Here is a 22230-nt window from a genome sequence, read left to right as displayed (position 1 = left end):
CCAGGTCGGTCCGGACACATCCCCGCATTCCCCTCGAAAGCGTCATCATGCCGCCGGCGCCGATCACGTTTGAGCGGTCGCGCACGGGGCACCGAGCCGCCATGAGTGACTTCATGGACAAGGCCAAGGACTACGCGGAGAAGAACGACGACAAGGTCGACGAGGGCGCGGAGCGGGCCGGCGAGCTGGTCGACAAGCGCGTCGACGACAAGTACGACAAGGCGATCGACAAGGGCGTGGACGAGGTCCAGCAGCGCACCCGCGGCGGCGACACGGTCTAGGGCAGCGCGGCGGCGGCTCGGGCCATCAGGAGGTCCCGCTCGTGGCGCGTCGGTGCCAGCGCCGCCGCGCGTTCCAGCACCTCGGCCGCCTCCGTGCGGCGGTCGAGGCGGAGCAGCAGGTCGCCGCGGATCGCGCCCAGCAGGTGGTAGCGGCCCAGGCGCGGGTCGGCCGCGAGCTCCTCGACCTCGTCGAGCGCCGCCTGCGGGCCGTCCACGTGCAACAGGGCGATCGCGCGGTTGAGGCGGACCACCGGCGACGGCGAGAGTTGCGTCAGCGCGTCGTACAGGGCCAGGATCGCCGCCCAGTCCGTGTCGGCGAAGCGCGGTGCGCGGGCGTGGCAGGCCGCGATCGCCGCCTGGACCGTGTACGGACCCAGCGGCTTGCGCAACGTGCGCGCCCGGGCCAACGCCCGCAGGCCGTGGGTGATCAGGGTGCGGTCCCAGCGCGACCGGTCCTGGTCCTCCAGCAGCACCGGCTGGCCGTCCGGACCCGTGCGGGCGGCGAACCGCGACGCCTGCAGTTCCATCAGCGCCACCAGCCCGTGCACCTCGGGCTCGGCCGGCATCAGCGCGGCCAGGATGCGGCCGAGCCGCATCGCCTGCTCCGCCAGGTCGCGCCTGATCCACCGGTCACCGGAGGTGGCCGAGTAGCCCTCGGTGAAGATGAGGTAGACGACCTCCAGCACCGCGTTGAGCCGGGCCGGCAGCTCGTCGGGGTCCGGCATCCCGAACGGCACCTCGGCCTCGGCCAGCGTCCGCTTCGCGCGGGAGATCCGCTGCCCGATCGTCGCCGACGGCACGAGGAACGCGCGGGCGATCTCGTCGGTGCTCAGGCCGCCGACCATCCGCAGCGTCAGCGCGGCCCGCGACTCCTGGGAGAGCACCGGGTGGCAGGCGACGAACACCAGCGAGAGCAACTCGCGGTCGGTGCCGGCCGCGCCGCCGTCGTCGTCGTCCGCGCCGAGCAGCGCGTACTTCTCGTCGCGTACCCGCTCGCGTCTGATCATGTCGGTCGCCCGGCGCCGGGCCGTGGTGAGCAACCACCCCGCGGGCTCGGCCGGAACGCCCTCCCGCGGCCACTGTTCGAGCGCCGCGAGGTAGGCGTCCTGGGCGAAGTCCTCGGCGAGCCCGACGTCGTTGACCAGCCGGGTGAGGGAGGCGACCAGCCGCCCGGAATGCATCCGCCACACCGCTTCGACGGTCCGCCGCGCGTCCATGGTCGCCCCTCCCCCGGGTCCGGTCAGGCCAGGTTCTCGAAGTCGGCGTCCTCGTAGTACGGCCGGATCTCCAGCACCTCACGCAGCCCGGTCTTCGGGTCGGTCGGGACCTGCCGCACCCACTCGACGGCCTCTTCGATCGAGCTGACCTGCCACACCCAGTACCCGGCGATGATCTCCTTGGACTCGGTGAACGGGCCGTCGACGACCGAGGTGGTGCCGCCCTCGAAGACGACCTGCTTGCCCTCGGCGCTCGGCCGCAGGCCACCCCCGTCGAGCATGATCCCGGCCTTGATCAGCTTGTCGTTGTACTCGCCCATCGCCGCCAGCATCTCCGCGGTCGGAGCGATCTTGTCCTCGTCCGCGCCGGTGCCCTTGATCATGACCATGACCTTCATGATGTTTCTCCTCTGCTCGGTGGCCTTCTCTACCCAGGGGTCGAACGGGCGAGGGCCGGTTTCGACATCCGCCGGAGATTTTTCTTCTCGCTCCTGCGAGGGAGGCGCCGGCGGCCGGTCACAGCGGATACTGCCAGCGTGCGGAAGCTGGCCGAGCAGGCGCGCCGGGCGCTCCGGCGGGCGACCGACGCGGCCGGCGACCTGCCGCCGCTGGTCGTCGACTCGCTCGTCGCGCTGCTCTGCTACCTCGCGACGATCGCCTCCCCGGTGGTCGACGGCGACGACACGACGGCCATGTACGCGTTCGCCGCGCTGAGCTCGCTCCCCCTGGCCTGGCGCCGTCGCTGGCCGATCCCGGTCACCTTCGTCACCGGCATCGCCACGGCCATCCTGGCGGTCAACGACCTGATCAAAGAGGTGCCGTTCGGCCAGCTCGTGGCCACCTACACGTTCGCGTCCCTGGCCAGCCCGGCCTGGCGGACCATCGGCATCGTCGGCACGATCGTCGGGCTGACCATCTCGCTGACGCCGAAGAACAGCATCCTGCCGGTGAGCGCGTCGGTGATCCTGTTCGGCGGCGCGTACGCCCTGGGTGCCATCGCCCGCTCCCGGCGCGCGCTGATCGAGAACCTGGAGGCCCGGGCCGAGCAGCTCGCCGCCGACTACGCGCAGGCGGCCTCCCGCGAGCGGCAGCGGATCGCCCGCGACATGCACGACACCCTCGCCCACTCGGTCAGCATGATCGTCGTGCAGGCCGAGGCCGGCCCGGTGGTCGTGCGCCGCGACCCGGTCCGCGCCGAGCAGGTGTTCGACGCGATCGCCGACGCCGGCCGCGACGCGCTCACCCAGCTCCGCCGCACCCTGGGCGTGCTGCGCACCGAGCCCGCGTCGCGCGCGCCGCAACCCGACCTCGACGGCATCCCCGCGCTGGTTTCACAGGCCCGAGTCGCGGGCCTCGCGGCCGAGCTGCGGGAGACCGGCGAGCGCCGGCCGGTGCCCGCCGACACCGCCGTCGCGGCGTACCGGGTGGTGCAGGAGGCACTGACCAATGTGGTCCGGCACGCCCGCGCGGCCCGGGTCGAGGTGCGGCTGAGCTGGGTCGACGACGCGCTGCAGGTGGAGGTCCGCGACGACGGTCGCGGCCCGTCCCGAAAGTCCGGCGGCCACGGGTTGATCGGCATGCGCGAGCGCGTGGACGCGTGCGGCGGCACGCTGCGCACCGGCGCTCCGGACGATGGCACCGGCTTCCTGGTGCACGCTAGGCTGCCCGTCGTGGCAACGGTGGGGCGTGGCTGACCAGATCCGCGTGCTCGTCGCCGACGACCAGGAGCTGGTCCGCGGCGGGTTCGCGCTCATCCTCGACGCCCAGCCCGACATCACCGTGGTCGGCGAGGCCGCCGACGGTGTGGAGGCCGTCGCCGCGGCCGAGCGCCTGCGCCCCGACGTGGTGCTGATGGACGTCCGGATGCCGCACCTCGACGGGATCCAGGCCACCGCCCGGATCTGCGCCGCCTCGGACACCCGCGTGCTCGTGCTGACGACCTTCGACCTCGACGAGTACGTGTACGACGCGCTGCGCGCCGGCGCGAGCGGCTTCCTGCTGAAGGACATGCGCCGCGACGACCTGGTCAACGCCGTCCGCGTGGTCGCCGGCGGGGAGGCCCTGCTCGCGCCGACGGTGACCCGGCGGCTGATCGCCGACGTGGTGTCCCGGGCGGCGCCCCGCCGCGTCGACGGCCGGCTGAGCGCGCTCACCGGCCGGGAGACCGAGACGCTCAAGGCGGTCGCCCGCGGGCTGTCCAATGCGGAGATCGCGGGCGAGCTGTTCGTCACCGAGCACACGGTGAAGACCCACGTCAGCAACCTGCTCACCAAGCTCGGCCTGCGCGACCGGGTGCAGGCCGTAGTCCTCGCGTACGAGACCGGACTGGTCGTTCCTCGCTCCGGCGAGTGAGGCACGGTCCACTCCGGACGGCGATCCGGCGAGGCCGCCGCGCGCGTTGGATCGTTGGCATGACCACGTCACTCGCTCGTTTCTCCGTACGCCGCCCGGTCATCGTCCTGGTGATCTGGCTGGCCGTCGTCGGCGCCGGCTTCACGGTCGGTATCGGCGTCTTCGAACGCCTCGTCGGTTCCGTCGGTGTCGTGCCGGGCAGCGAATCGGACCGGGCGACCACCCTCCAGGAGGATCTCGCACCCTCGCCCGAGGAGATCACCGCGGTCGTCAGCGGCGTCACCGCGACCGACCCGGCCGTCACCGCGGCGGTCGACCGGGTCAGCGCCTCGGTCCGGGCGATGCCGGGGGTCGCGGAGGTGAGCCCGCCGATACCGTCCCCTGTGACCGGTCAGGCGGTCGCGTTCACCGTGACGATGGCGTTCGGCGACGGCGCGGACGAGGTCGCCGCCCAGGCGGCGGAACGGATCCGCAGCGACCTCGGTGGCATCGGCATGATCACCGTCACGGGCGGCTCGCTCAGTGAGGACGAGTTCAGCGAGCAGGCGGCCAGCGACGTGGCCCGCGCCGAGATCTTCAGCACGCCGGTCCTGCTGCTGCTCCTGCTGATCGTCTTCGGCGGGCTGCTCGCCGCCGGCCTGCCGCTGCTGATCGCGGTCGTCGGTGTCGGCGGGACGTTCGGGGTGCTGTTCGCGTTCAGCCAGGTGACCGACGTGTCCGTGTACTCCATCCAGATCGTCACCATGCTGGCGGTCGGCCTGGCGGTCGACTACGCGCTGCTGGTCGTTTACCGGTTCCGCGAGGAGCGGGCGGTCGACCCCGAGGTCGGTCCGGCGGTGCTGCGGACCGCGGCCAGCGCCGGGCGTACCGTCTTCTTCTCCGGTCTGACCGTCGCCGTCGCGTTGGCGGGCCTGACCGTCTTCCCGGACCCGTTCCTGCGGTCGATGGGCATCGCCGGCACCGCCGTCGTCGTGCTCGACCTGCTGGCCGCGCTGACCCTGCTGCCCGCGCTGCTCACGCTCTTCGGCAAGCGGATCAAGCCACGCGCGCCGCGACCGGCCGGTGTCGGGGTCTTCGCCCGGCTGGCCCGGGTCGTGCAGCGCCGCCCCGCGGTGACCGCGCTGACGGTGCTCGCGGCGATGCTGTTCATCGCGATCCCGGTGCTCGACATGCGGCTCTCCGCCGGTGATCCGCGGCTGCTGCCGACGAGCACCGACACGCGGACGCTCTACGACGAGATGGCCGTGCACTACCCCGACGAGATCCGGCCGGACGAGGTCGCGACGGTGGTGGCGGCCGCACCCGACAGCGCCGCGGTGCTGTCCTTGCGGGCTTCGATCGAGACCATGCCGGGTGTACGGGAGGTCGAGGTGACCGCGATCGGCGACCGCACCCTGGTCGAGGCGGACGTGGACGAGGACTTCCAGCAGGCGGTGGCGACCGCGGTGCGCGACCTGCCGACGCCGGTCGAGACACTGGTGGGCGGCGACACGGCCCGGCTCATCGACTACCGCGGGATGCTGGCCGACCGGCTGCCGTGGGCCATCGCCCTGGTCGCGCTCGGCACGCTGGTGCTGCTGTTCCTGTTCACGGGCTCGATCCTGCTGCCCATCAAGGCGGTGCTGACCAACCTGCTCAGCATCGGCGCGGCCCTGGGCGCGGTGGTCTGGGTCTTCCAACAGGGCAACCTGGGCCTACCGGAACTGGACGGCACGAACCTGACGGTCCCGGTCCTGGTGGCGGCGATCGCCTTCGGCCTGTCGGTCGATTATGAGGTGTTCCTGCTGTCCCGGATGCGCGAACGCTGGCTGGCGGGCGCGGACCCGTCGACCGCGGTAGCGGAGGGCTTGCAACTCACGGGCCGCATCGTCACGGCGGCGGCAGCCCTACTGGCGATCGTCTTCGCGGGTTTCGTGGCAGGCGGCTTCGTCCCGATCCGCGCGATCGGCCTGGGCCTGGTCCTAGCGGTAATCCTGGACGCGACAATCGTCCGCATGCTCCTGGTCCCGGCGACGATGACTTTGCTTGGGCGCTACAACTGGTGGGCCCCGGCGTGGCTGGCCCGCTTCCACTCCCGGTTCGCGCTGACGGAAACAACACCCGCGGCGGCCCCGTCATCGCCAGAGCTGGTGCTTGCCCGCTGACCGTTCCTCGTAGAGGGTGCCCACGCACGGGGGGTGGGCACCCTCTCGTCTTGCTCCCGGGACGGTGGCTCGGCCGCGGTCATCCCAGTCGGTAGCGACCGTCCGGGTCGCGAACGAAGGCGGTGGTCTTCCTGCCGAGTTCAAGGCCGTGCCGCAAGCGGGTGTCGATCTTTTCTGTCTTCCGGCGGTAGCCGAGGACATCGAGCGTCGCGCGCAGCAGTTCCTCCTCGGCCCGGCGAGGCACCGAGACGAGCGCGTAGCGGGCGGCGTTGGCGATCTCTTCCAGCGCGATCTCATCGAAGTCGCGGTCCGAGCTGTTCCGATTCTGCCGGAACCCGCGCCAGGTCTGCGCATCCAGTGTGGATGGCCAGGCGAACGTACCCAGCCGGTGCCTGCGCAAAGACCCTCGATCGACCAGGGCCAGCACGGCGGCGCGGCGCTCTGGGTGGGTGTTGGTGAAACCGAACGACTTGAGGGTCATCCGGGCCAGCCGGTGTTGTTCCACGGGGCCCTCGGTCGCGATCACCTCACGCAGCACCGCGCGCACGGCGGCCTGGATGCGGCCGTTGCCTGCGATCATGTCCAGATCCGCCATTTGGCCGACCTGTTTGATGACGTAGGGGACGAACGGCGTCGGGCCGGCCACAGGCTCGGACGTCGGGCGCGGGACGGGCCCGCCGGACGCCACCACAGACGACATCGAGCGCACCAGTTGCTCGCGGACGACGGCCTCGTCGGCCATCGGCGCCGCGACCGCCATTGGCGCAACGGGATCTGTCGTGGCGACCCCTTGATCGGCCGGCGGTTCAGCCGTGACCGCGGGCTCGACCTGGCCCGAGGCCCGGACCGCGGGCTCGGCCGGAACCGCCGAAGCGAGGGCGGCCGAGGCTGCCCGCGAAACAGCCTCGTCGACCCGCTTCAGCAGCGCCGACCGTTCGCGGATCCAGGCGGGCAGCCAGAAGCGGACCACCTCGGGCCAGCCCATGATGTCGCGCAGGAGCACGGGCGCGCTGTCCCGGTCGGCGACCGTCGGCCGGGCGCTCCACTGCGGCCCGTCGAGAATGACCGCGACCTGCCAGCGCGGAGCGCCCGGCACCCGTACCGCGATGTCGACCGTGAAGTCGGACAGGCCATGCCCGGTGACAACCTCGTGGCCGCGCGCACGGATCGCCGCCGCCACCTCGTCACGAATCCGGTCCCGACGCTGGTGCCTGGTCGACGACAGGTCGCCGAGCCTCTCGACGCCCGCGGCCGCCATCTCGCAGTAAGCCCGCAGGTGCCGGGTCCCCGCCGCCGTGGTCCGCGCCAGGTCGATATGGCTCGGGTCGAAGGAAGCGAACAGCACCACCTGCCGCCGCGCACGCGTGATGGCGACATTCAGTCGCCGCTCGCCGCCGGTCTGGCTGAGCGGGCCGAAGTTGAGCGGTAGCTGACCGGTTTCGGGGCTCGGCGAGAACGCCAGCGAGAACAGGATCGCGTCGCGCTCGTCGCCCTGCACGTTCTCGAGGTTCTTGACGAAGATCGGCTCGGTCTGGTCGTCGGCCATCCGCTGTTTGATGAGCGGGTCGGTGCCATCCTCGAGCAGGTCGAGGATGAGGTCACGTTGCTGGACGTTGAAGGTCACGACGCCGATCGAGTGGTCCCTCGTGGCCGGATTCCGGAGCCGGCGGGAAATCTCCGCGACGACCTCCCGCGCTTCGACCGCGTTCGTCCGGGACTTCCCGCGGTCGAACTGGCCGTCCACCCGCCGCCAGCGCAAACCCGTGTCGGCCTCGGCACCCGGCGACGGCAGGCTGGAGAGCTTGTTTTCGTAATAGAAGTGGTTGGAGAAGGCGATCAGTGATTCGTCCTGGCTGCGGTAGTGCCATGACAGCCACCGCTGGGGCAGGCCGGACTCCACCGCCTCGCTGAGAATGCTGTCAAGGTCTTCGGGCACCGGGTCGCCCTCGACAGGTGTGTCCTCATCGCCGTGCGACGCCTGCATCGTGGTGGTCGGCGGCATCTGCTTCGAGTCGCCGACGACGACCACCGACTGACCCCGGCCCATCGCGCCGATCGCCTCCGCGACCCGGATCTGCGACGCCTCGTCGAAGACCACCAGGTCGAAGCGGGCCGCGTTCGGGGCGAGGAAGTGCCCGGCCGAGGCCGGACTCACCAATACGCAAGGCGTCAGGGCCAGGACGATGTCCGGATAGGACTCGAACAGTTCGCGGAACGAACGGCCGCCCCGCTTGCGCCGCAACTCGGCGGTAAAATCGGCGACCCGGCCGCGCCGTTCGTTGGGGCGAAACGGCCGCCGTCGCACGAGCACCGACGGGAGGCGCTCGGGCAGGGCGGCGCGGAGCCGACCTGCGGCCGTTTCGTACTGGCCGATGTGGTTGTCATGCAGTTGTGCGTCGAAGTACTCCACATCGCCGGCACGGAGGCGCTCAGCGAGCGCCGTGGTGGCGGCGCCGCGCCGGTACGCCTCCTCGGCCAGGTCGGGATCGATGACGCCGCGCAACAGCTGTTCCCGGAATTCGACGAGCCCCGCTTCAGCCAGCACGTCCGCATGCGCGAGGGCCGCGCCCCACCGCTGCACCGCGAGCAACCCGTCCGCCTGCAAAGCGGTCAGCCAACCCGCGCCTTCGCGCTGCCAGGCGTCGTACCAGCCCGCGGCACCGGCCCAGAAAGCCAGCTCGACCGGCCCGCTGTGCAGCACCCCGCGCCACGCTTGCCAGCCCGACCGCAGCCGCTCCAGCAGGTCGACCTCCGCGGGTCCGACACCGCTCTCGATGATCGCCCACATCGGTGGGCAATCGCGCAGGAGGACCCGGCTGACTTCAGTCGCCTCGCACGCGGCGTGCAGCCGCTGCTCGGCGTCTGGCGCCGTGGGCAGCCAACCGGCGGGCAGCTTGAGCCCGCCTATCTCGGCGAGCCGCCGGTGCAGCCCGCCGGCCTGATCCCGGGCGGCAACGAGGCGGTCCAACATCTGCGGCAGGGCGTCCGTCTGCACCGCCGCGCCCCGCTCGACGCAGTGCGCCAGCTTCTCGAGCACCTTCTCCAGCGCCTTGCGCTTGCCGAACAGCTTCTTCGCCGCCTGGTGCGCCTCACCGCGCCAGGTTTCCAGGTCGGCTTGGTGAAAGACGTCCGGGCGGAAGGTCGTAAGTTCTGGCCCGTACTCCCGGCGGAACTGGGCGAGGCTCGCCACGAAGGCGACAACCGCGTCGTCCCAACCCGGGTCGGTGGCCCGGACGGTGGTGCCGCGGTCCGGCAGGGCACGCTGCACGGCCATCCGGACCGCCGGCAGGAACCGTGAGACATCCTCCGGGTTGGGCAGACCGCGTATGACCGCGGCGAGTGCGGGGCGATCGCCCAGGGCCACACGTGCGTCTTCGAGATCGCGGGCGAGCTGCCTGAGTGCCTCGGGATGCAGGCCGGCGAGATCTCGCCGGCCGCTCAGCGACCACGGGTGGTCCCAACGAAGCCGGGCCGACCGGCCGACCGCCGGAAAGGTGCGCAGGGCGAGCTCGACCCGCTCGCGAAGGGCCTGCGGCACGACGAGGAACGGCACGGGCACATCGGCGGTTACGCCGTCGCCGTACACGAGTTGAGCCTCGTACGCCGACCACGCCGTCAACCCGGCGCCGTTCGCGCTGTGGATGCGGTCCGGATAGCCCGTGAGCGGCGCCAACCGGGCTCGATAGCCGGTCTCCACCGCGGTCCACGTCGTATCGTCGCCAGGATCGCTCTGGTCGAGCGCGTCCCGGAGCTGCTGCCGAATCGCGTTCAGTGACTGCTTGCGGCCGTGCAGGTCCAGGGCGAACGAGCCCAGGCCGATCTGACCAAGGCGGCGCTTCACCACCTCCAACGCGGCCTGCTTCTCGGCGACGAACAGCACCGACCGACCGCCTGTGACAGCCCGGGCGATCAAATTCGTGATGGTCTGCGACTTGCCGGTGCCGGGCGGTCCCTCGAGGACGAACGAGTGACCCCGCTCCGCCAGCAGGATCGCCTTCATCTGCGAACCATCGGCCGGGATCGGCAAGTGCAGCTCTCCCTCATCAACCGGTGGGTCCGTCTCGTCGCCGGCCGGATCGTCGAAGGTCGCACCGGTGGTGTGGACGAGATGGCCGACCACCGGGTTGGCCATGAAGGTCTGCCAGTGGTCGGTAAGGTCCCGCCACATCTGGAAAGTGGCGAACGACAGCAACCGCAAGCTGGCCGTCTCGTCGATGCGATAGTTGAGCCGGTTGTCGACGAGCTGGCCCCGGATGGCGGTGAGCGTCTTGCCGATGTCGATGCCGTGCTCGTCACGGATCGGTTGCTCGAGCTCGGAGATCCGCACCCGATGCTTGACCCGCAACCACTCCACCAGGCAGTGGTTGGGGGAGGCGACCTCCGAACCGTCGATGACCAGGGAAAACGGCCGCCGCCCGGTGCCGCCCTCGATGCGCACAGGCAGAAGGAACAACGGCGCGTGCGCCTCGCCACCAGCGGCCTTGGGGTGCACCAAGGTGCCGAGAGTGAGGTAGAGGTAGTTGCCGCCGGTCTCCTGCTCCATGGTCCGGGCATCACGCTGCAGGCCGCGCAACGCCTTCTGGTAGCGCTGCTCCGCAACCGCTCCGTATAGGCGCTTGTCGTGGATCAGCTCGCGGGTGAGCACTTCGACGTCGAGGTCCTGTGCCCGCCGAGCACCCGCCAGCTCGTGGATGTGGCTGATGTCGTCCTGCGGCACGATATGCAGCCGCTCCCCACGGTGCACGAAGTCGTCCAGGTCGGCCAGCGCACCGGCGGGCACGTGCAGGTCAATTCCCTTGCCCCGGGTCGGGAGGTTGAGCAGTGGGTTACGCAGGCTCAGGTCGAGTAGTGAACGTTTCCACTGCTGGACGCGCGCCGGCGAATCGTCCACCTGCGGCGGCGCTTCGTCGCCCGCCAGCTCGCGTTCGCGCAGCCGGCGCCGGGCGACACCGGTCGGCAGGTCGATCGAGCCCTGGCCAGCGACCGCGGTGCCCGTCGGCACGACCGGCATGGCCGCGAGCTCGTCAACCGACGGCATCGGCCGGATGCCGGACCGATGGGCGAGGTACACGTCTACGACGCCAAACACATCCGGCCCACCGCCGGCGAAATGGGTCAGTCCTGTCTCGACCGCCGCGCTGAAGTCGGCGGACTCTACGCCTGGGCCTATGCCGGTCAGCTCGACCGGCACCGCCCGGCCCGACTCCACCATCGAGATCAGCAGGTTCGCCTCAGTGACCACGGTCGAGCTGAGGCGGTCCTCGTCGAGGTGGAAGCCGGCGAAGGCGTGGCCCCGCGTGAGCCAGATCAGCGGCCGAAGCCCGGCTTGCTCGAGGCAGGCGGCGTACGTGACGGATAGATCGACGCAGTTCGCCAAGCGGCCGTCGAGCACAGCGGCGGTCGTTCGTACCTTCTGGCCCGTCTGCTCGAACGAGGCTGGCAATCCCTGGTAGTAGATCCCCGCGTGGCGCAATGCCTCGTAAACGGCACCAGCGATCTTCGCGGCTCGCTCCGGGCCGGCCTGGTAACCCTGCAACGAACCAGATCCGGTTCGGTCGAGCAGAACCTGCGCAGCCGACCGCAGGACGGCGGCCACCGCCTCGGTGTTCGGCTGCACGAACGCCGCGAGCGAGTCGTAGAGCGCCGGGGAGTTGAACCACTCGTTGTGTGCCAGCACCGACGAGGCAGCCGAAAGCTGAGCCACCGGCCGCTCCGGCCGGTGCACCACGAGCCGGTAGTCGACGGGGAAGGCCTCGTCGGTGCCGCGCAGCCGGGCCATCTCTGGGCCGAACCCGGCGAAATCCTCCCAGGCGATCGTGGCGCCGGGCTGAATGGGCACGGTCACCGACCGTTCCCATGGCTCCGCGAGCGGCCCGTCCGGGCCGTGCAGCTCGAGCCGCAGATCCACGTCCGTGAGCGACGTTCCGGCCTCGTTCCGGAGGAGGATCTGGCGCACCAACGGGACCCGGTTATGCACGAGGGCGTAGTTGATGGCCGGCTGGACGAGCAGCTCGACGGTGAGGTCACCGTCGGTCAGCTCGTACCGCTCGAAGACGCTGTGTGGCATCGCGATCCTTTCTGCCACCCGGAGCAGGCACAGAACCTCCAAGTTTCACGCACCGGCAGGCGTTTTCCCTCACCCTTACCGGTGACGCGTGACCAGAGGTTCGTTCATGATCACGCGCTGGCGGGCTTTCGCTGGTTGGGGCGGCTCTATACAGTCGGTCGGCGTGGGGTTCGAGGGGGAGGCTGACCTGCGGGCGCAGGCCGCGCGGCGCAGTGGTGTGGCGCTCGACCGGCAGCGCGACGGTGACCTCGCCGCCGCCGTCGTCGAGTTCGAGGCCAGTGCCGACCTGTGTGCGCGGTCCGGCTGGGCGCACGGTGAGGCCAGCGCGCTCGTCGCCCTCGGTGGGCTCTACCACGACCTCGGTGAGCTGCGGCGGGCCGCTCACTCCAGCCTGTCCGCCCTGGCCGCCGACGAGGCGGTCGCGGCCGGGGCGCTGACCACCCTCGGTGCCGTCGAGCATCTGTTGGGTGAGGGTGGCGCCGGCGAGCGGTTCCGGGACGCCATGGAGGTCGGGCCCGTCGACGCGCGGATGCTCGGTGGGCTGACGATCGTGCACCGCGACCGCGGTGAGCTGACCGAAGCCCTGGCCGTCGGAGAGGAAGCCCTCGTGAAGGCCCGCGAGGCCGCCGACCCCGCAACGGTCGGTGACGTCGTCTCGTTGCTCGGCAGCGTGCACCACTGGCTCGGCGGCCCCGAGCGGGCCGTCGCCGAGCACCGGCGCGGGCTGGCGCTGCTCGGCGACGGGTACGCGCGCCACCGCGCCAGCGTCGCGCTCGCCGCCGCCCTGCGGGACACCGGCGACCTGTCCGGCGCCGAGACGGTCGCCGGTGCCGCGCTCGCCGACGCGCAGCGGGCCGGGCACCGCGTGCTGGCCGGCAACGCCTACCTCGTGCTCGGGGGCGTGCACCTGCGTACCCAGGACATCGATCGGGCCGTCGAATGCGGCCAGCGCGCCTTGATCACGCACCGGGCGACCGGTCACCGCCTCGGCGAGGGCCGCGCCCTCCGGCTGCTCGGTGACATCGCCCGCGCGAACGGTCTCGGCACCATCGCCCGCGAGCAGTGGCACGCGTCCCTGTCGATCCTCTCCGAGGTCGGCAGCGGCGAGGCGGCCACCGTGCTGCGGCGCGGCTGAACCCTAGGCCCACGCCGCCTCGTCGACGGCCGCCCGCGCGAGCAGCGGCTCCCACCAGTCGCGGTTCTCGGCGTACCAGGTGATGGTCGAAGCCAAACCCGCCTCGAAGCCCACGCCCGGTGACCAGCCCAGCTCCGACCGGATCAGCGACGAGTCGAGCAGGTAGCGGCGGTCGTGGCCCGGCCGGTCCGGCACGGTCTCGATCATCGTGCGGGGCAGGCCCAGGTGGTCGAGGATCAGCCCGGCCAGATCGGCCACGCTGACCTCGACCCCGGACCCGACGTGGTACGTGGAACCGACGCGCCCCGACCGCAGCACCAGGTCGATCGCGGCGCAGTGGTCGTCGACGTGCAGCCACTCCCGGCGGTTGGCGCTGGACCGGTAGACGGGCAGCGGCAGACCGCGCAGCGCCCGCGACACGAACAGCGGGATGACCTTCTCCGGAAACTGCCGCGGCCCGTAGTTGTTGGCGCAGACCGTGATCGTGACCGGCAGCCCGAACGTCTCGTGGTAGGCCCGCACCGCGTGGTCGGCGCCCGCCTTGCTCGCGTTGTAGGGCGTCCGCGGCCGGTACGGCGACTCCTCCGTGAACGCGCCGGGATCGTCGAGCGCCAGATCGCCGTACACCTCGCAGGTCGAGACGTGGTGGAAGCGCACGCCGGCGTCACGGCACGCCTCCAGCAGGCGTTGGGTGCCGAGCACGTTGGTCGCGAAGAACGCGCCCGGATCCTGGACGGCCCGGCTGTTGTGCGATTCGGCGGCGAAGTTGACCACCACGTCGAACCCGGCCACGTCCGCGCCGGCGATGTCCGCGTGCACGAACGGCACGTCGTCGGGGACGTTGGCCCGGATCCCGGCGTACGTCAGAGCGTCCAGCGCCACGACGGTGTCGCCGGGATGCCGCCGCCGCCAGTAGCGGACGAAGTTGCTGCCGATGAACCCGGCCGCGCCGGTGACCAGCAAACGCACGGAGATCCTCCTTTAGGGGACGGGGGTGACACCCGGCGGATCGGTGGCGGGGCCGGGGCCCGGACCGCCGCGGAACTCGACCTCGAGCCGGAACCGATGGCCGAGATAGCGATGCTCGGACAGAGCCAGCGGTACGCCGTCGGCGCCGACCGCCAGCCGCCGGACCAGCAGCACGGGCGCACCGGGCGTGGTGTCGAGCTGCCGGGCGACGGACTCGGTTGCCCCGGTCGCGGCGATGCTCTGCCGCACCACCTCGATGTCGTGCCCGTGCCGCCGCAAGGTCTCCCAGACACCGGGCGCCTCGGCGTCGGCGCGACTGACGGGGCTGGCGAACGCGAGCGGCACCCACTCGGTGACGACGTCCAGCGGGTTGCCACCGGCGAGCCGCACGGCCCGCACCCGCAGTCCCTCGCCCTCGGCCCGCAGCAGGTGGGCGACGTCGGGCGGCAGGGCGCGGTACTCGTAGCCGCTCACGGTCCGCGTCAACGCGAGCCCGGCGTCGGCGACCGCGGACCGGGCGTGCTGGAAGCTCCCGAGCGCGAGCGTCTGCCCGAAGCTGGTCCCGGACCGCACGTACCACCCGGCCCCACGCCGCGCGGCCACGAGCCCTTCGTCCCGCAACCGCTCCAGCGCCTTGCGCACGGTCACGCGACTGACCTCGTAGCGGCGGCCGAGCTCGGCCTCACTCTCCAAGGCCCAGATGCCCGACCGCCAGTAGGGCAGGTCGGGCATCCGGTGGTGTGGGAGGTCAGCTCTCCAGTTGGCCGGTTGCGGCTAGGCGCTTGTACCAGTGGGCGCTCTGCTTCCAGGTGCGGACCTGCGTGTCGTAGTCCACCCGGATGATGCCGAAGCGGCGGTCGTAGCCGTAGCCCCACTCGAAGTTGTCGAGCAGCGACCACACGAAGTACCCGCGGACGTCCGCGCCCTGTGCGCGGGCGTCCGCCACCGCCCCGATGTGCCGGCGCAGGTAGTCGATCCGGCGATCGTCCTGGATCGTGCCGTCCGGCGACACCACGTCCTCGAACGCCGCGCCGTTCTCCGTGATCATCAGAGGCTGGTTCGGGTACTCGTCGCGCAGGCGGAGCAGCAGCTCCACGAACGCGTCCGGATCGATGTTCCAACCCATCGCCGTGTACGGCCCTGGCTGCGGCAGGAAGTCGACGTCGGAAGCACCCACCCACGGCGACGCCGTGGACGCACCATGACCGTCAGCCGACGACCGCGGCGACACCCCGTCCCACGCCTGCACCAGCGTGCTCGAGTAGTAGTTCACCCCGAGCACGTCCAGCGGCACCGCGATCAGCTTCTCGTCGCCGTCCTGGACGAACGACCAGTCGGTCACCGACGCCGTGTCGGCCAGCAGGTCCGCCGGGTACGCGCCGTCCAGCATCGGGCCGAGGAACGCCCGGTTGGCCAGCGCGTCGATCCGGCGCACCGCGTCCAAGTCTGCCGCCGAGGACGACGCCGGGCGGATCACGTGCAGGTTCAGCGTCACCGACAGCTGCGACGCCGGGGCCAGCTCCCGGACCACCCGGCCGGCCAGGCCGTGCGCCAGGTTCAGGTGGTGCACCGCGGCCAGGGCGTCCGCGGGCGAGGTGCGGCCCGGAGCGTGCACGCCCGACGCGTAGCCCAGGTAGGCCGAGCACCACGGCTCGTTGAACGTCGTCCAGGTGTGCACCCGGTCGCCCAGCGCCGCGACGATGCCGGCCGCGTAGTCGCGGAACCGCAGCGCGGTCTCCCGGGACGCCCAGCCACCCTGGTCCTCGAGCTCCTGCGGCAGGTCCCAGTGGTACATCGTCGCGACCGGCTTGACGCCGCGCGCCAGCAACCCGTCGACGAGCCGGGAGTAGAAGTCGATCCCCGCCTGGTTGAACGCGCCCGAACCGCCCGGCTGCACCCGCGGCCAGGAGATCGAGAACCGGTACGCGTCGAGCCCGAGGGCCGCGATGTGGTCGAGGTCCTCCTCCCACCGGTGGTAGTGGTCCGCGGCCACGTCGCCGGTATCACCGTTGCGCGTCCGGCCCGGCGTGTGGCTGTAGGTGTCCCAGATGGACGGTCCGCGACCGTCCTCGTTCGCCGCACCCTCGATCTGGTACGCGGCCGTCGCCGAACCCCAGACGAAGTCCTTCGGAAAATCGCTCACTGTCCCACCTCAACCCGATATCCCGCCGACGACCCGGCGACCAGCTCCGCCGCGACCGTACCGCCATCGAACCGCACCTCGAACTCGGCGCCGGCCCCGCCACCAGGCGACGGCACCCGGACGAGGGTCCGCTGCCCCGAAACGGGCGCGAAAACGCGCAAAAGCACGTCGTCGGCCCACTCGTAGTCGGGCCGGTCGGAGCGGGAGCCGAACGGGATCACCGCACCCGGCCGCGCCAGCACCGGCACGCTGTCGAACTCGTGCTTCTCGGTCACCCAGCGGGGCCCGACGACCTGCGCCCCGGTCACGAGATGGGTCCAGGTCCCGGCGGGCACGTAGTAGGTCACCTCGCCGTCGGCGCTCATCACCGGCGCCACCAGCACGTCCGGCCCGAGCATGTACTGCCGGTCCAGGTACGCCGTGGTCGGGTCGTCCGGGAACTCCAGCACCATCGGCCGCATCATCGGGACACCCGAGAGGTGCGCCTCCTCGGCCGCCGCGGCCAGGTACGGCATCAGCGACAGCTTCAGCCGCGTGAAGTGCCGCAGCACGTCGACGGCCTCGCTGTCGAACGCCCACGGCACCCGGTACGAGCCGGAGCCGTGCAACCGCGAGTGCGACGAGAGCAGCCCGAACGCGACCCAGCGCTTGAACACCGCCGGGTCCGGGGTGCCCTCGAAGCCGCCGATGTCGTGGCTCCAGTAGCCGAAGCCGGACGCCGCCAGCGAGAGCCCGCCGCGCAGCGACTCGGCCATCGCGGCGAACGTCGACTCGCAGTCGCCGCCCCAGTGCACCGGGAACTGCTGCCCACCGGCGGTGGCGGACCGCGCGAACACCACGGCCTCACCGATCCCGCGCGAAGCTTCGAGCAGTTCGAAGACCGCCTTGTTGTACGCCTGCGCGTAGTAGTTGTGCATCCGCTGCGGGTCGGACCCGTCGTGCCAGACGACGTCGGTCGGGATCCGCTCGCCGAAGTCGGTCTTGAACGCGTCGACGCCCATGTCGAGCAGCACCGCGAGCTTGCTCTGGTACCAGGCGACGGCGTCCGGGTTGGTGAAGTCGACCAGCGCCATGCCGGCCTGCCACTTGTCCCACTGCCAGACCGAGCCGTCCGCCCGCTTGACCAGATAGCCGAGCCGGCGGCCCTCCTCGAACAGGTACGACCGCTGCGCGATGTACGGGTTGATCCACACGCACACCTTGAGGCCGCGCTCGTGCAGCCGGCGCAGCATCCCCTCGGGATCGGGGAACGTCGCCGGGTCCCAGACGAAGTCGCACCAGTGGAACTGCCGCATCCAGAAGCAGTCGAAGTGGAACACCGACAGCGGCAGGTCGCGCTCGGCCATCCCGTCGATGAACTCGTTGACCGTCTTCTCGTCGTACGACGTGGTGAAGGACGTCGAAAGCCAGAGACCATAGGACCACGCGGGTACGCGCGCCGGGCGCCCGGTCAGCGCGGTGTACCGGCGCAGCACGTCCTTCGGGGTCGGCCCGTCGATCAGGTAGTAGGTCAGCGTCTGGCCCTCGACACTGAACTGGGCCTGCGACACGACCTCGGAGCCGATCTCGAACGAGACATGCTCGGGGTGGTCGACGAAGACGCCGTAGCCCGCGCTGCTCAGATAGAACGGGACGTTCTTGTACGCCTGCTCGCTGGCCGTGCCCCCGTCGGCGTTCCAGATGTCCACGGTCTGGCCGTTCTTGACGAACGCGCCGAACCGCTCCCCCAGCCCGTAGACGGTCTCGCCGACGCCGAGCGCCAGCCGATCGTGCACATAGGACCGCCCGGAAGCGTCGGTCGCCAGGCCGATGCTGCGCTCCGTCGACGAGGTGAGCAGCCGGTCGCCGTGCAGGAAGTCGACCCGCCACCCGTCGACGAGCGCGACCCGGGCGGTCAGCTCACCGGCGGTCAGCGTGGCCGACAGGCCCGTGACATCGATGTCGACCACGTGGTCGTCGCCCGCCGCGACCGCGAATGCCGGCGTCCGAGGCAGCCCGCCGAGGTGGTGCGCGACGGTGACGCCGATGACGCCGTCCGCCGGCGAGAAGAACCTGACCGTGACGACCGGCCGGTTGAGCGTGTCACCCCGGGTGACGACCGTGCCGGTGGGCGCGAAGACGGTGAAACCGCGCTCGTCCAGTTCGACCGACTCCACGGTCCCGGGGCGCAGCACGCTGACCCCGGGCCGCAGTTGCCAGTACCCGTCGGTGAACTTCACTTCTCGGCTCCTGCCGTGATGCCGCGCGAGAGGGTGCGCTGGAAAACGATGAAGAAGAGGATGGCCGGCACCAGGCTGATCAGCGCGCCCGCGTTGGTCGTCGGGGCGTCCATCAGCCGGTCGCCCTGCAACGAGGCGAGCGCGACCGGGATGGTCTGCGTGCTGTTGTCGATGAGCATGACCAGGGGGATGAGGAACTCGTTCCACGTCCAGATGAAGAAGAAGATCAGCAGGACCGCGAGGGTCGGCCGCAGGTTCGGGAAGACGACCCGCCACAGCACGGTCCACTTGCCCGCGCCGTCCAGTGACGCCGCCTCGAGCACCGACTTCGGGAAGGTGCCGAGCACCGACGCGAGCAGGTAGGTGCCGAACGCGCTCTGGATGACGGTGAAGATGATGATCACCGAGAGCTGGGTGTTGTAGAGGCCGATCTGCTTCGAGATGTAGTACAGCGGGTAGATCAGCGCTTCCTGCGGCAGCATGTTGGCGAGCAGGAAGAGCCCGACGATCCAGAGCCGCCCCTTGACCCGGCCGATCCCCAGCGCGTACGCGTTGAGCACCGAGACGACCACGCCCAGCACCGCGACCGAACCGGCGATGAGCAGCGAGTTCCAGAACTTCAGCGGGAAGTTGACCTGGTTCCAGTAGGTCGTGAGGCCCTTGGTGTAGAACTCCGTCGGCCAGCTCAACGGGCCGGCCGACGAGTAGTCGCCGGGCGACTTGAACGCGTTGAGCAGCATGAAGACGAACGGCACCAGCATGACCAGCGCGGCCACGGTGACCACGGCGAGCACGACCCAACGGCTCACGCCGCGGTGGTGCCGGTCGCGGGTCTTACGGGGCTTCGTCTCGCGGAGCGGGGCCGGTGCCGGCCGCTCGAGGGTGACGGCCATGTCAGACCTCCCGGTCCTGGCGCTCGCTGCGGTACTGCAGGTAGATGAACACCGCGGCCACGATGATGATGATCAGGGTGAGCACGGTGGAGATGGCGGAGCCGTACCCGACCTGGAGCTTCTTGAAGAACGTGAAGTAGGCGAAGTACGACGGCACGTTGGTCGCGTTCTCCGGACCGCCGCGGGTCAGCGCGAACACCGGGCCGAACACTTTCAGCGCGGCGATCGTGCAGGTCAGGGCGACCACGAAGGTCTCCGGCCGGATCTGGGCCAGGGTGATCGACCGGAACCGGTGCCACCAGTTGGCGCCGTCGACCTCGGCCGCCTCGTACAACTCGGGATCGACCCGCTGCAGCGCCGCCATGAAGACGACGACCGGGTAGCCGATCTGCACCCAGATCATCACGGCCATGACGCTGGGCAGCGCGGTGTTGGGGTCACCGAGCCAGTCGTGCCGCAGGGCGCCGAGACCGATCGAGTCGAGCAGGCTGTTGAACGCGCCGTCGGGGCGCAGGATCCAGCCCCAGACGATGCCGGCCACCACGACCGGGAGCACCTGCGGCAGGTAGAAGATCGCCCGCAGGGCCGACGCGGTCCGCGGCTTGAACTTCCGCCCGATCACGTCGAACAGCGTGGCCGCGAGCAACAGCCCGAACAGCGTCGGCGCGACCACCATCGCCACGATCATCGCGACAGTGTTCTTGAACGACGTCCAGAACACCTCGTCCTGGAAGAGCCGCGTGTAGTTGTCGAAGCCGATGAACGTCGGGTCCCCGACGCCCGACCACTTGGTCAGCGACAGGTAGAGCGTGCCGGCCAGCGGCAACCCGATGACGAGGATGAAGAGCACCGCGCCCGGGATCAGGTAGAGCCAGTATCCGGCGCGGCCGCCGCCACGCTTGCGCTTTTCGGCGCGCCGCGGCGCGGGGGTCTCGGTGACAGCCATGGGAGATCCTTCCCGGCGGGGTGGGCGCGCGACGCGCGCCCACCCCGGTCCGTCTACTTACCGGTGATCTCCTTGACGCCGTCGTCGTACGGCTTGGCGATCTGGTCGAGCACCTGGTCGGGCGTCTTCGAGCCGTTGATCAGGCTCTGGAAGCCGGACACCAGCACGTCGTAGTAGCCGGGCACCGGCCAGTCCGGGTAGAACGCGAGACCGTCCTGCTGGCTGACCGTGTTGAAGTTCTCGATCAGCTTCTTGTTCTTCGGGTCGGTGATCTGCGAGGCGTCGGCCGCGACGGGAACGCCGCCGTTGTTGCCGATCAGGGCCTGGATCTCCGGCCGCAGCGTGATGTCGATGAAGTCGTACGCGAGGCTCTTGGCCTTGCTGTTGGTCGGCACCACCCACAGGTTGCCGGACGAGCCGGCCTGGAACTTGTTGCCGGGGAACAGGAACGAGTCCCAGTTGGCCTTCATCTCGTCCTTGAAGCGGCCGTACCACCAGCTACCGGAGACGATCATCGGCGCCTTGCCCGAGATGAACGCGGTGCCCATGTCCTCGGCCTTGAGGCTCGCCGAGTCCTTGGAGACGTAACCCTTGCGCACCCAGTCGGCGAAGGTCTCCGCGCCGTACTTCAGCGGGTCGGCCTTGAAGTCGACCGGGTTCTTGTAGAGCTGGTAGTTGTCGACGAACGAGCGGTCGGCCTTCGAGAGCGCGAGCTGGTAGAACAGCTGGCCGGCCGGGTACTCGGCGCCGGCCTCGGCCAGCGGCGTGATGCCCTTGGCGACGAACGCGTCCATCGCCTTGGTGAACTCGTCGTAGGTGGTCGGCACGGCGACGCCGTTCTTGTCGAACAGGTCCTTGTTGTAATAGACCATGACGTACTCGCCGTAGTTGGGCACGCCGTACCAGTTGCCCTCGCCCATCACGCCCTTGTCGCTGTAGCGGGCGGTGGTCTGCAGGCTGGGGCTGAGCTCCTTGTCCCAGCCGCGCTTGCTGGCCTCTTCGGACAGGTCGGTCAGCAGGCCCTGGGAGGACAGCAGGCCCGCGGTGGCGTTGCCCTTGTTGTACTCCATGATGTCCGGGCCCTCGGACGAGTTGATGATCATGCCAGCGTTCTGCTGGATCTGCTCGAACGCCTTGCGCTCGAACGTGACCTCGACGCCCGGGTGCTCGGTCTTGAAGGTCTCGATCGCCTTGTCCCAGGCGATGCCCATCGCGCTGTTCGCGCTCTCGTAGTGCCAGAGCTTCAGAACCTTCGCGTCCGAGCCCTCGTTGCCACCGCCCCCGTCGCTGCCGCACGCGGCAACGGTCGTGCCGGCGACCGCCGCCAGCACGATCGCGACGCCCAGCTTGCGGAATCGCCCCATTGCTATCCTCCTGGAGAGTATCTAGCCGGTACTTACCTCGCCCGTCGTCGCGTTGCAGCGCGGCGGCGGGCACCCTCTTTCGTTGTGTCAGCCGCCCGGCGGTCCCGAGCCGGTCAGTCTGCTCTCGCTGCGCGGTTTCGCCGGGCAGGTCGAGCCACGGATCTCGAGCAGGCACGGCAGCAGTTGCTGGTGGCTTTCGCCGCCGACGCCGTCGAGCTGTTTCAGCAGCGCCTCCACCGCGATCCGGCCGAGCGCCGCACCGGGTGAGGTCATCGCGGTCAGGGCCGGGTGGGCCAGCTCGGCCACCTGCGGTGAGGTCACCATGGACACCACGGAGACGTCATCGGGTACGGCCCGGCGCCGCACCGCCAGCTCGCCGAGGATGCCGAAGATGGCGTTCTCGTTCATCGCCAGCACGGCCGTCAGGTCGGGCGCCAGCTCGAACGCGGCACCCAGGGCGGCCCGGCCGCCGGCGGCGCTGTCGTCCGCCGTGATCATCA

General features: G+C 70.5%; 16 protein-coding genes. 5 read left to right on the top strand and 11 right to left on the bottom strand.

Annotation, left to right across the window (positions count from 1 at the left end; translation table 11 throughout):
- The first annotated feature begins 101 nt into the window (after positions 1 to 101).
- Positions 102 to 281, top strand: a complete 180-nt coding sequence (locus Asi02nite_RS35265; protein WP_203718376.1) for an antitoxin — start codon at positions 102 to 104, stop codon at positions 279 to 281.
- On the opposite strand, the gene Asi02nite_RS35260 is transcribed toward Asi02nite_RS35265, so the two are convergent.
- Together Asi02nite_RS35260 and Asi02nite_RS35255 are read right to left on the bottom strand one after the other, a co-directional pair.
- Positions 278 to 1498, bottom strand: coding sequence for an RNA polymerase sigma factor (locus Asi02nite_RS35260; RefSeq protein WP_203718375.1), 1221 nt, complete (start codon positions 1496 to 1498; stop codon positions 278 to 280). The two genes, Asi02nite_RS35265 and Asi02nite_RS35260, sit on opposite strands and share 4 nt — an antisense overlap.
- 23 nt (positions 1499 to 1521) lie before the next feature.
- Positions 1522 to 1896, bottom strand: a complete 375-nt coding sequence (locus Asi02nite_RS35255) for a YciI family protein (protein ID WP_203718374.1) — start codon at positions 1894 to 1896, stop codon at positions 1522 to 1524.
- A gap of 138 nt (positions 1897 to 2034) precedes the next feature.
- On the opposite strand from Asi02nite_RS35255, the gene Asi02nite_RS35250 reads away from it, so the two are divergent.
- Genes Asi02nite_RS35250 through Asi02nite_RS35240 form a run of 3 tightly spaced genes read left to right on the top strand, consistent with a single transcriptional unit; the run spans position 2035 to position 5994 of the window.
- The gene (locus tag Asi02nite_RS35250) at positions 2035 to 3192 is read left to right on the top strand and encodes a sensor histidine kinase (RefSeq protein ID WP_203718373.1); all 1158 of its coding nucleotides are present in this window, start codon (positions 2035 to 2037) and stop codon (positions 3190 to 3192) included.
- Positions 3185 to 3850, top strand: coding sequence for a response regulator (locus Asi02nite_RS35245; RefSeq protein WP_239127466.1), 666 nt, complete (start codon positions 3185 to 3187; stop codon positions 3848 to 3850). The genes Asi02nite_RS35250 and Asi02nite_RS35245 overlap by 8 nt, the downstream gene beginning before the upstream one ends.
- Positions 3851 to 3909: 59 nt before the next feature.
- A complete protein-coding gene (locus tag Asi02nite_RS35240) occupies positions 3910 to 5994 on the top strand; it encodes an MMPL family transporter (protein WP_203718371.1) in 2085 nt (694 codons plus the stop codon).
- Positions 5995 to 6073: 79 nt separating this feature from the next.
- Here Asi02nite_RS35240 and proA read toward each other — a convergent pair whose 3' ends face one another.
- Complete coding sequence (gene proA, locus Asi02nite_RS35235) at positions 6074 to 12061, bottom strand: anti-phage protein ProA (RefSeq protein WP_505606592.1); 5988 nt, start codon at positions 12059 to 12061, stop codon at positions 6074 to 6076.
- Positions 12062 to 12167: 106 nt separating this feature from the next.
- On the opposite strand from proA, the gene Asi02nite_RS35230 reads away from it, so the two are divergent.
- Positions 12168 to 13196 carry a tetratricopeptide repeat protein gene (locus Asi02nite_RS35230; protein ID WP_203718369.1) on the top strand — a complete coding sequence of 343 codons (1029 nt, stop codon included), beginning with the start codon at positions 12168 to 12170 and terminating at the stop codon, positions 13194 to 13196.
- A gap of 3 nt (positions 13197 to 13199) precedes the next feature.
- On the opposite strand, the gene rfbB is transcribed toward Asi02nite_RS35230, so the two are convergent.
- From rfbB to Asi02nite_RS35190, 8 genes are all read right to left on the bottom strand, one after another.
- Positions 13200 to 14165: a dTDP-glucose 4,6-dehydratase gene (gene rfbB, locus Asi02nite_RS35225; protein WP_203718368.1), complete on the bottom strand. Its 966-nt coding sequence runs from the start codon at positions 14163 to 14165 to the stop codon at positions 13200 to 13202.
- 12 nt (positions 14166 to 14177) lie between these two features.
- A complete protein-coding gene (locus Asi02nite_RS35220) occupies positions 14178 to 14897 on the bottom strand; it encodes a GntR family transcriptional regulator (RefSeq protein WP_203718367.1) in 720 nt (239 codons plus the stop codon).
- A 16-nt stretch (positions 14898 to 14913) separates the two neighbouring features.
- A complete protein-coding gene (locus tag Asi02nite_RS35215) occupies positions 14914 to 16308 on the bottom strand; it encodes a GH1 family beta-glucosidase (RefSeq protein WP_203718366.1) in 1395 nt (464 codons plus the stop codon).
- Positions 16305 to 18527 carry an alpha-xylosidase gene (gene yicI / locus Asi02nite_RS35210; protein WP_203718365.1) on the bottom strand — a complete coding sequence of 741 codons (2223 nt, stop codon included), beginning with the start codon at positions 18525 to 18527 and terminating at the stop codon, positions 16305 to 16307. The genes Asi02nite_RS35215 and yicI overlap by 4 nt, the downstream gene beginning before the upstream one ends.
- Positions 18524 to 19420, bottom strand: a complete 897-nt coding sequence (locus Asi02nite_RS35205) for a carbohydrate ABC transporter permease (protein WP_203718364.1) — start codon at positions 19418 to 19420, stop codon at positions 18524 to 18526. The genes yicI and Asi02nite_RS35205 overlap by 4 nt, the downstream gene beginning before the upstream one ends.
- A 1-nt stretch (position 19421) precedes the next feature.
- Complete coding sequence (locus tag Asi02nite_RS35200) at positions 19422 to 20366, bottom strand: carbohydrate ABC transporter permease (protein ID WP_203718363.1); 945 nt, start codon at positions 20364 to 20366, stop codon at positions 19422 to 19424.
- 53 nt (positions 20367 to 20419) lie between these two features.
- On the bottom strand, positions 20420 to 21730 hold the full coding sequence (locus tag Asi02nite_RS35195; RefSeq protein WP_203718362.1) for an ABC transporter substrate-binding protein: 1311 nt from the start codon (positions 21728 to 21730) through the stop codon (positions 20420 to 20422).
- A gap of 87 nt (positions 21731 to 21817) precedes the next feature.
- The coding region (locus tag Asi02nite_RS35190) for a substrate-binding domain-containing protein (RefSeq protein WP_203718361.1) at positions 21818 to 22230 on the bottom strand (413 nt) is incomplete at its 5' end.

Origin of the sequence: Asanoa siamensis (genome assembly GCF_016862555.1) — a bacterium.
GTDB classification, from domain to species: Bacteria; Actinomycetota; Actinomycetes; order Mycobacteriales; family Micromonosporaceae; genus Asanoa; species Asanoa siamensis.
The sequence above is the reverse complement of the archived record's forward strand: the minus strand, read 5'-3'. Positions and strand labels throughout refer to the sequence as shown.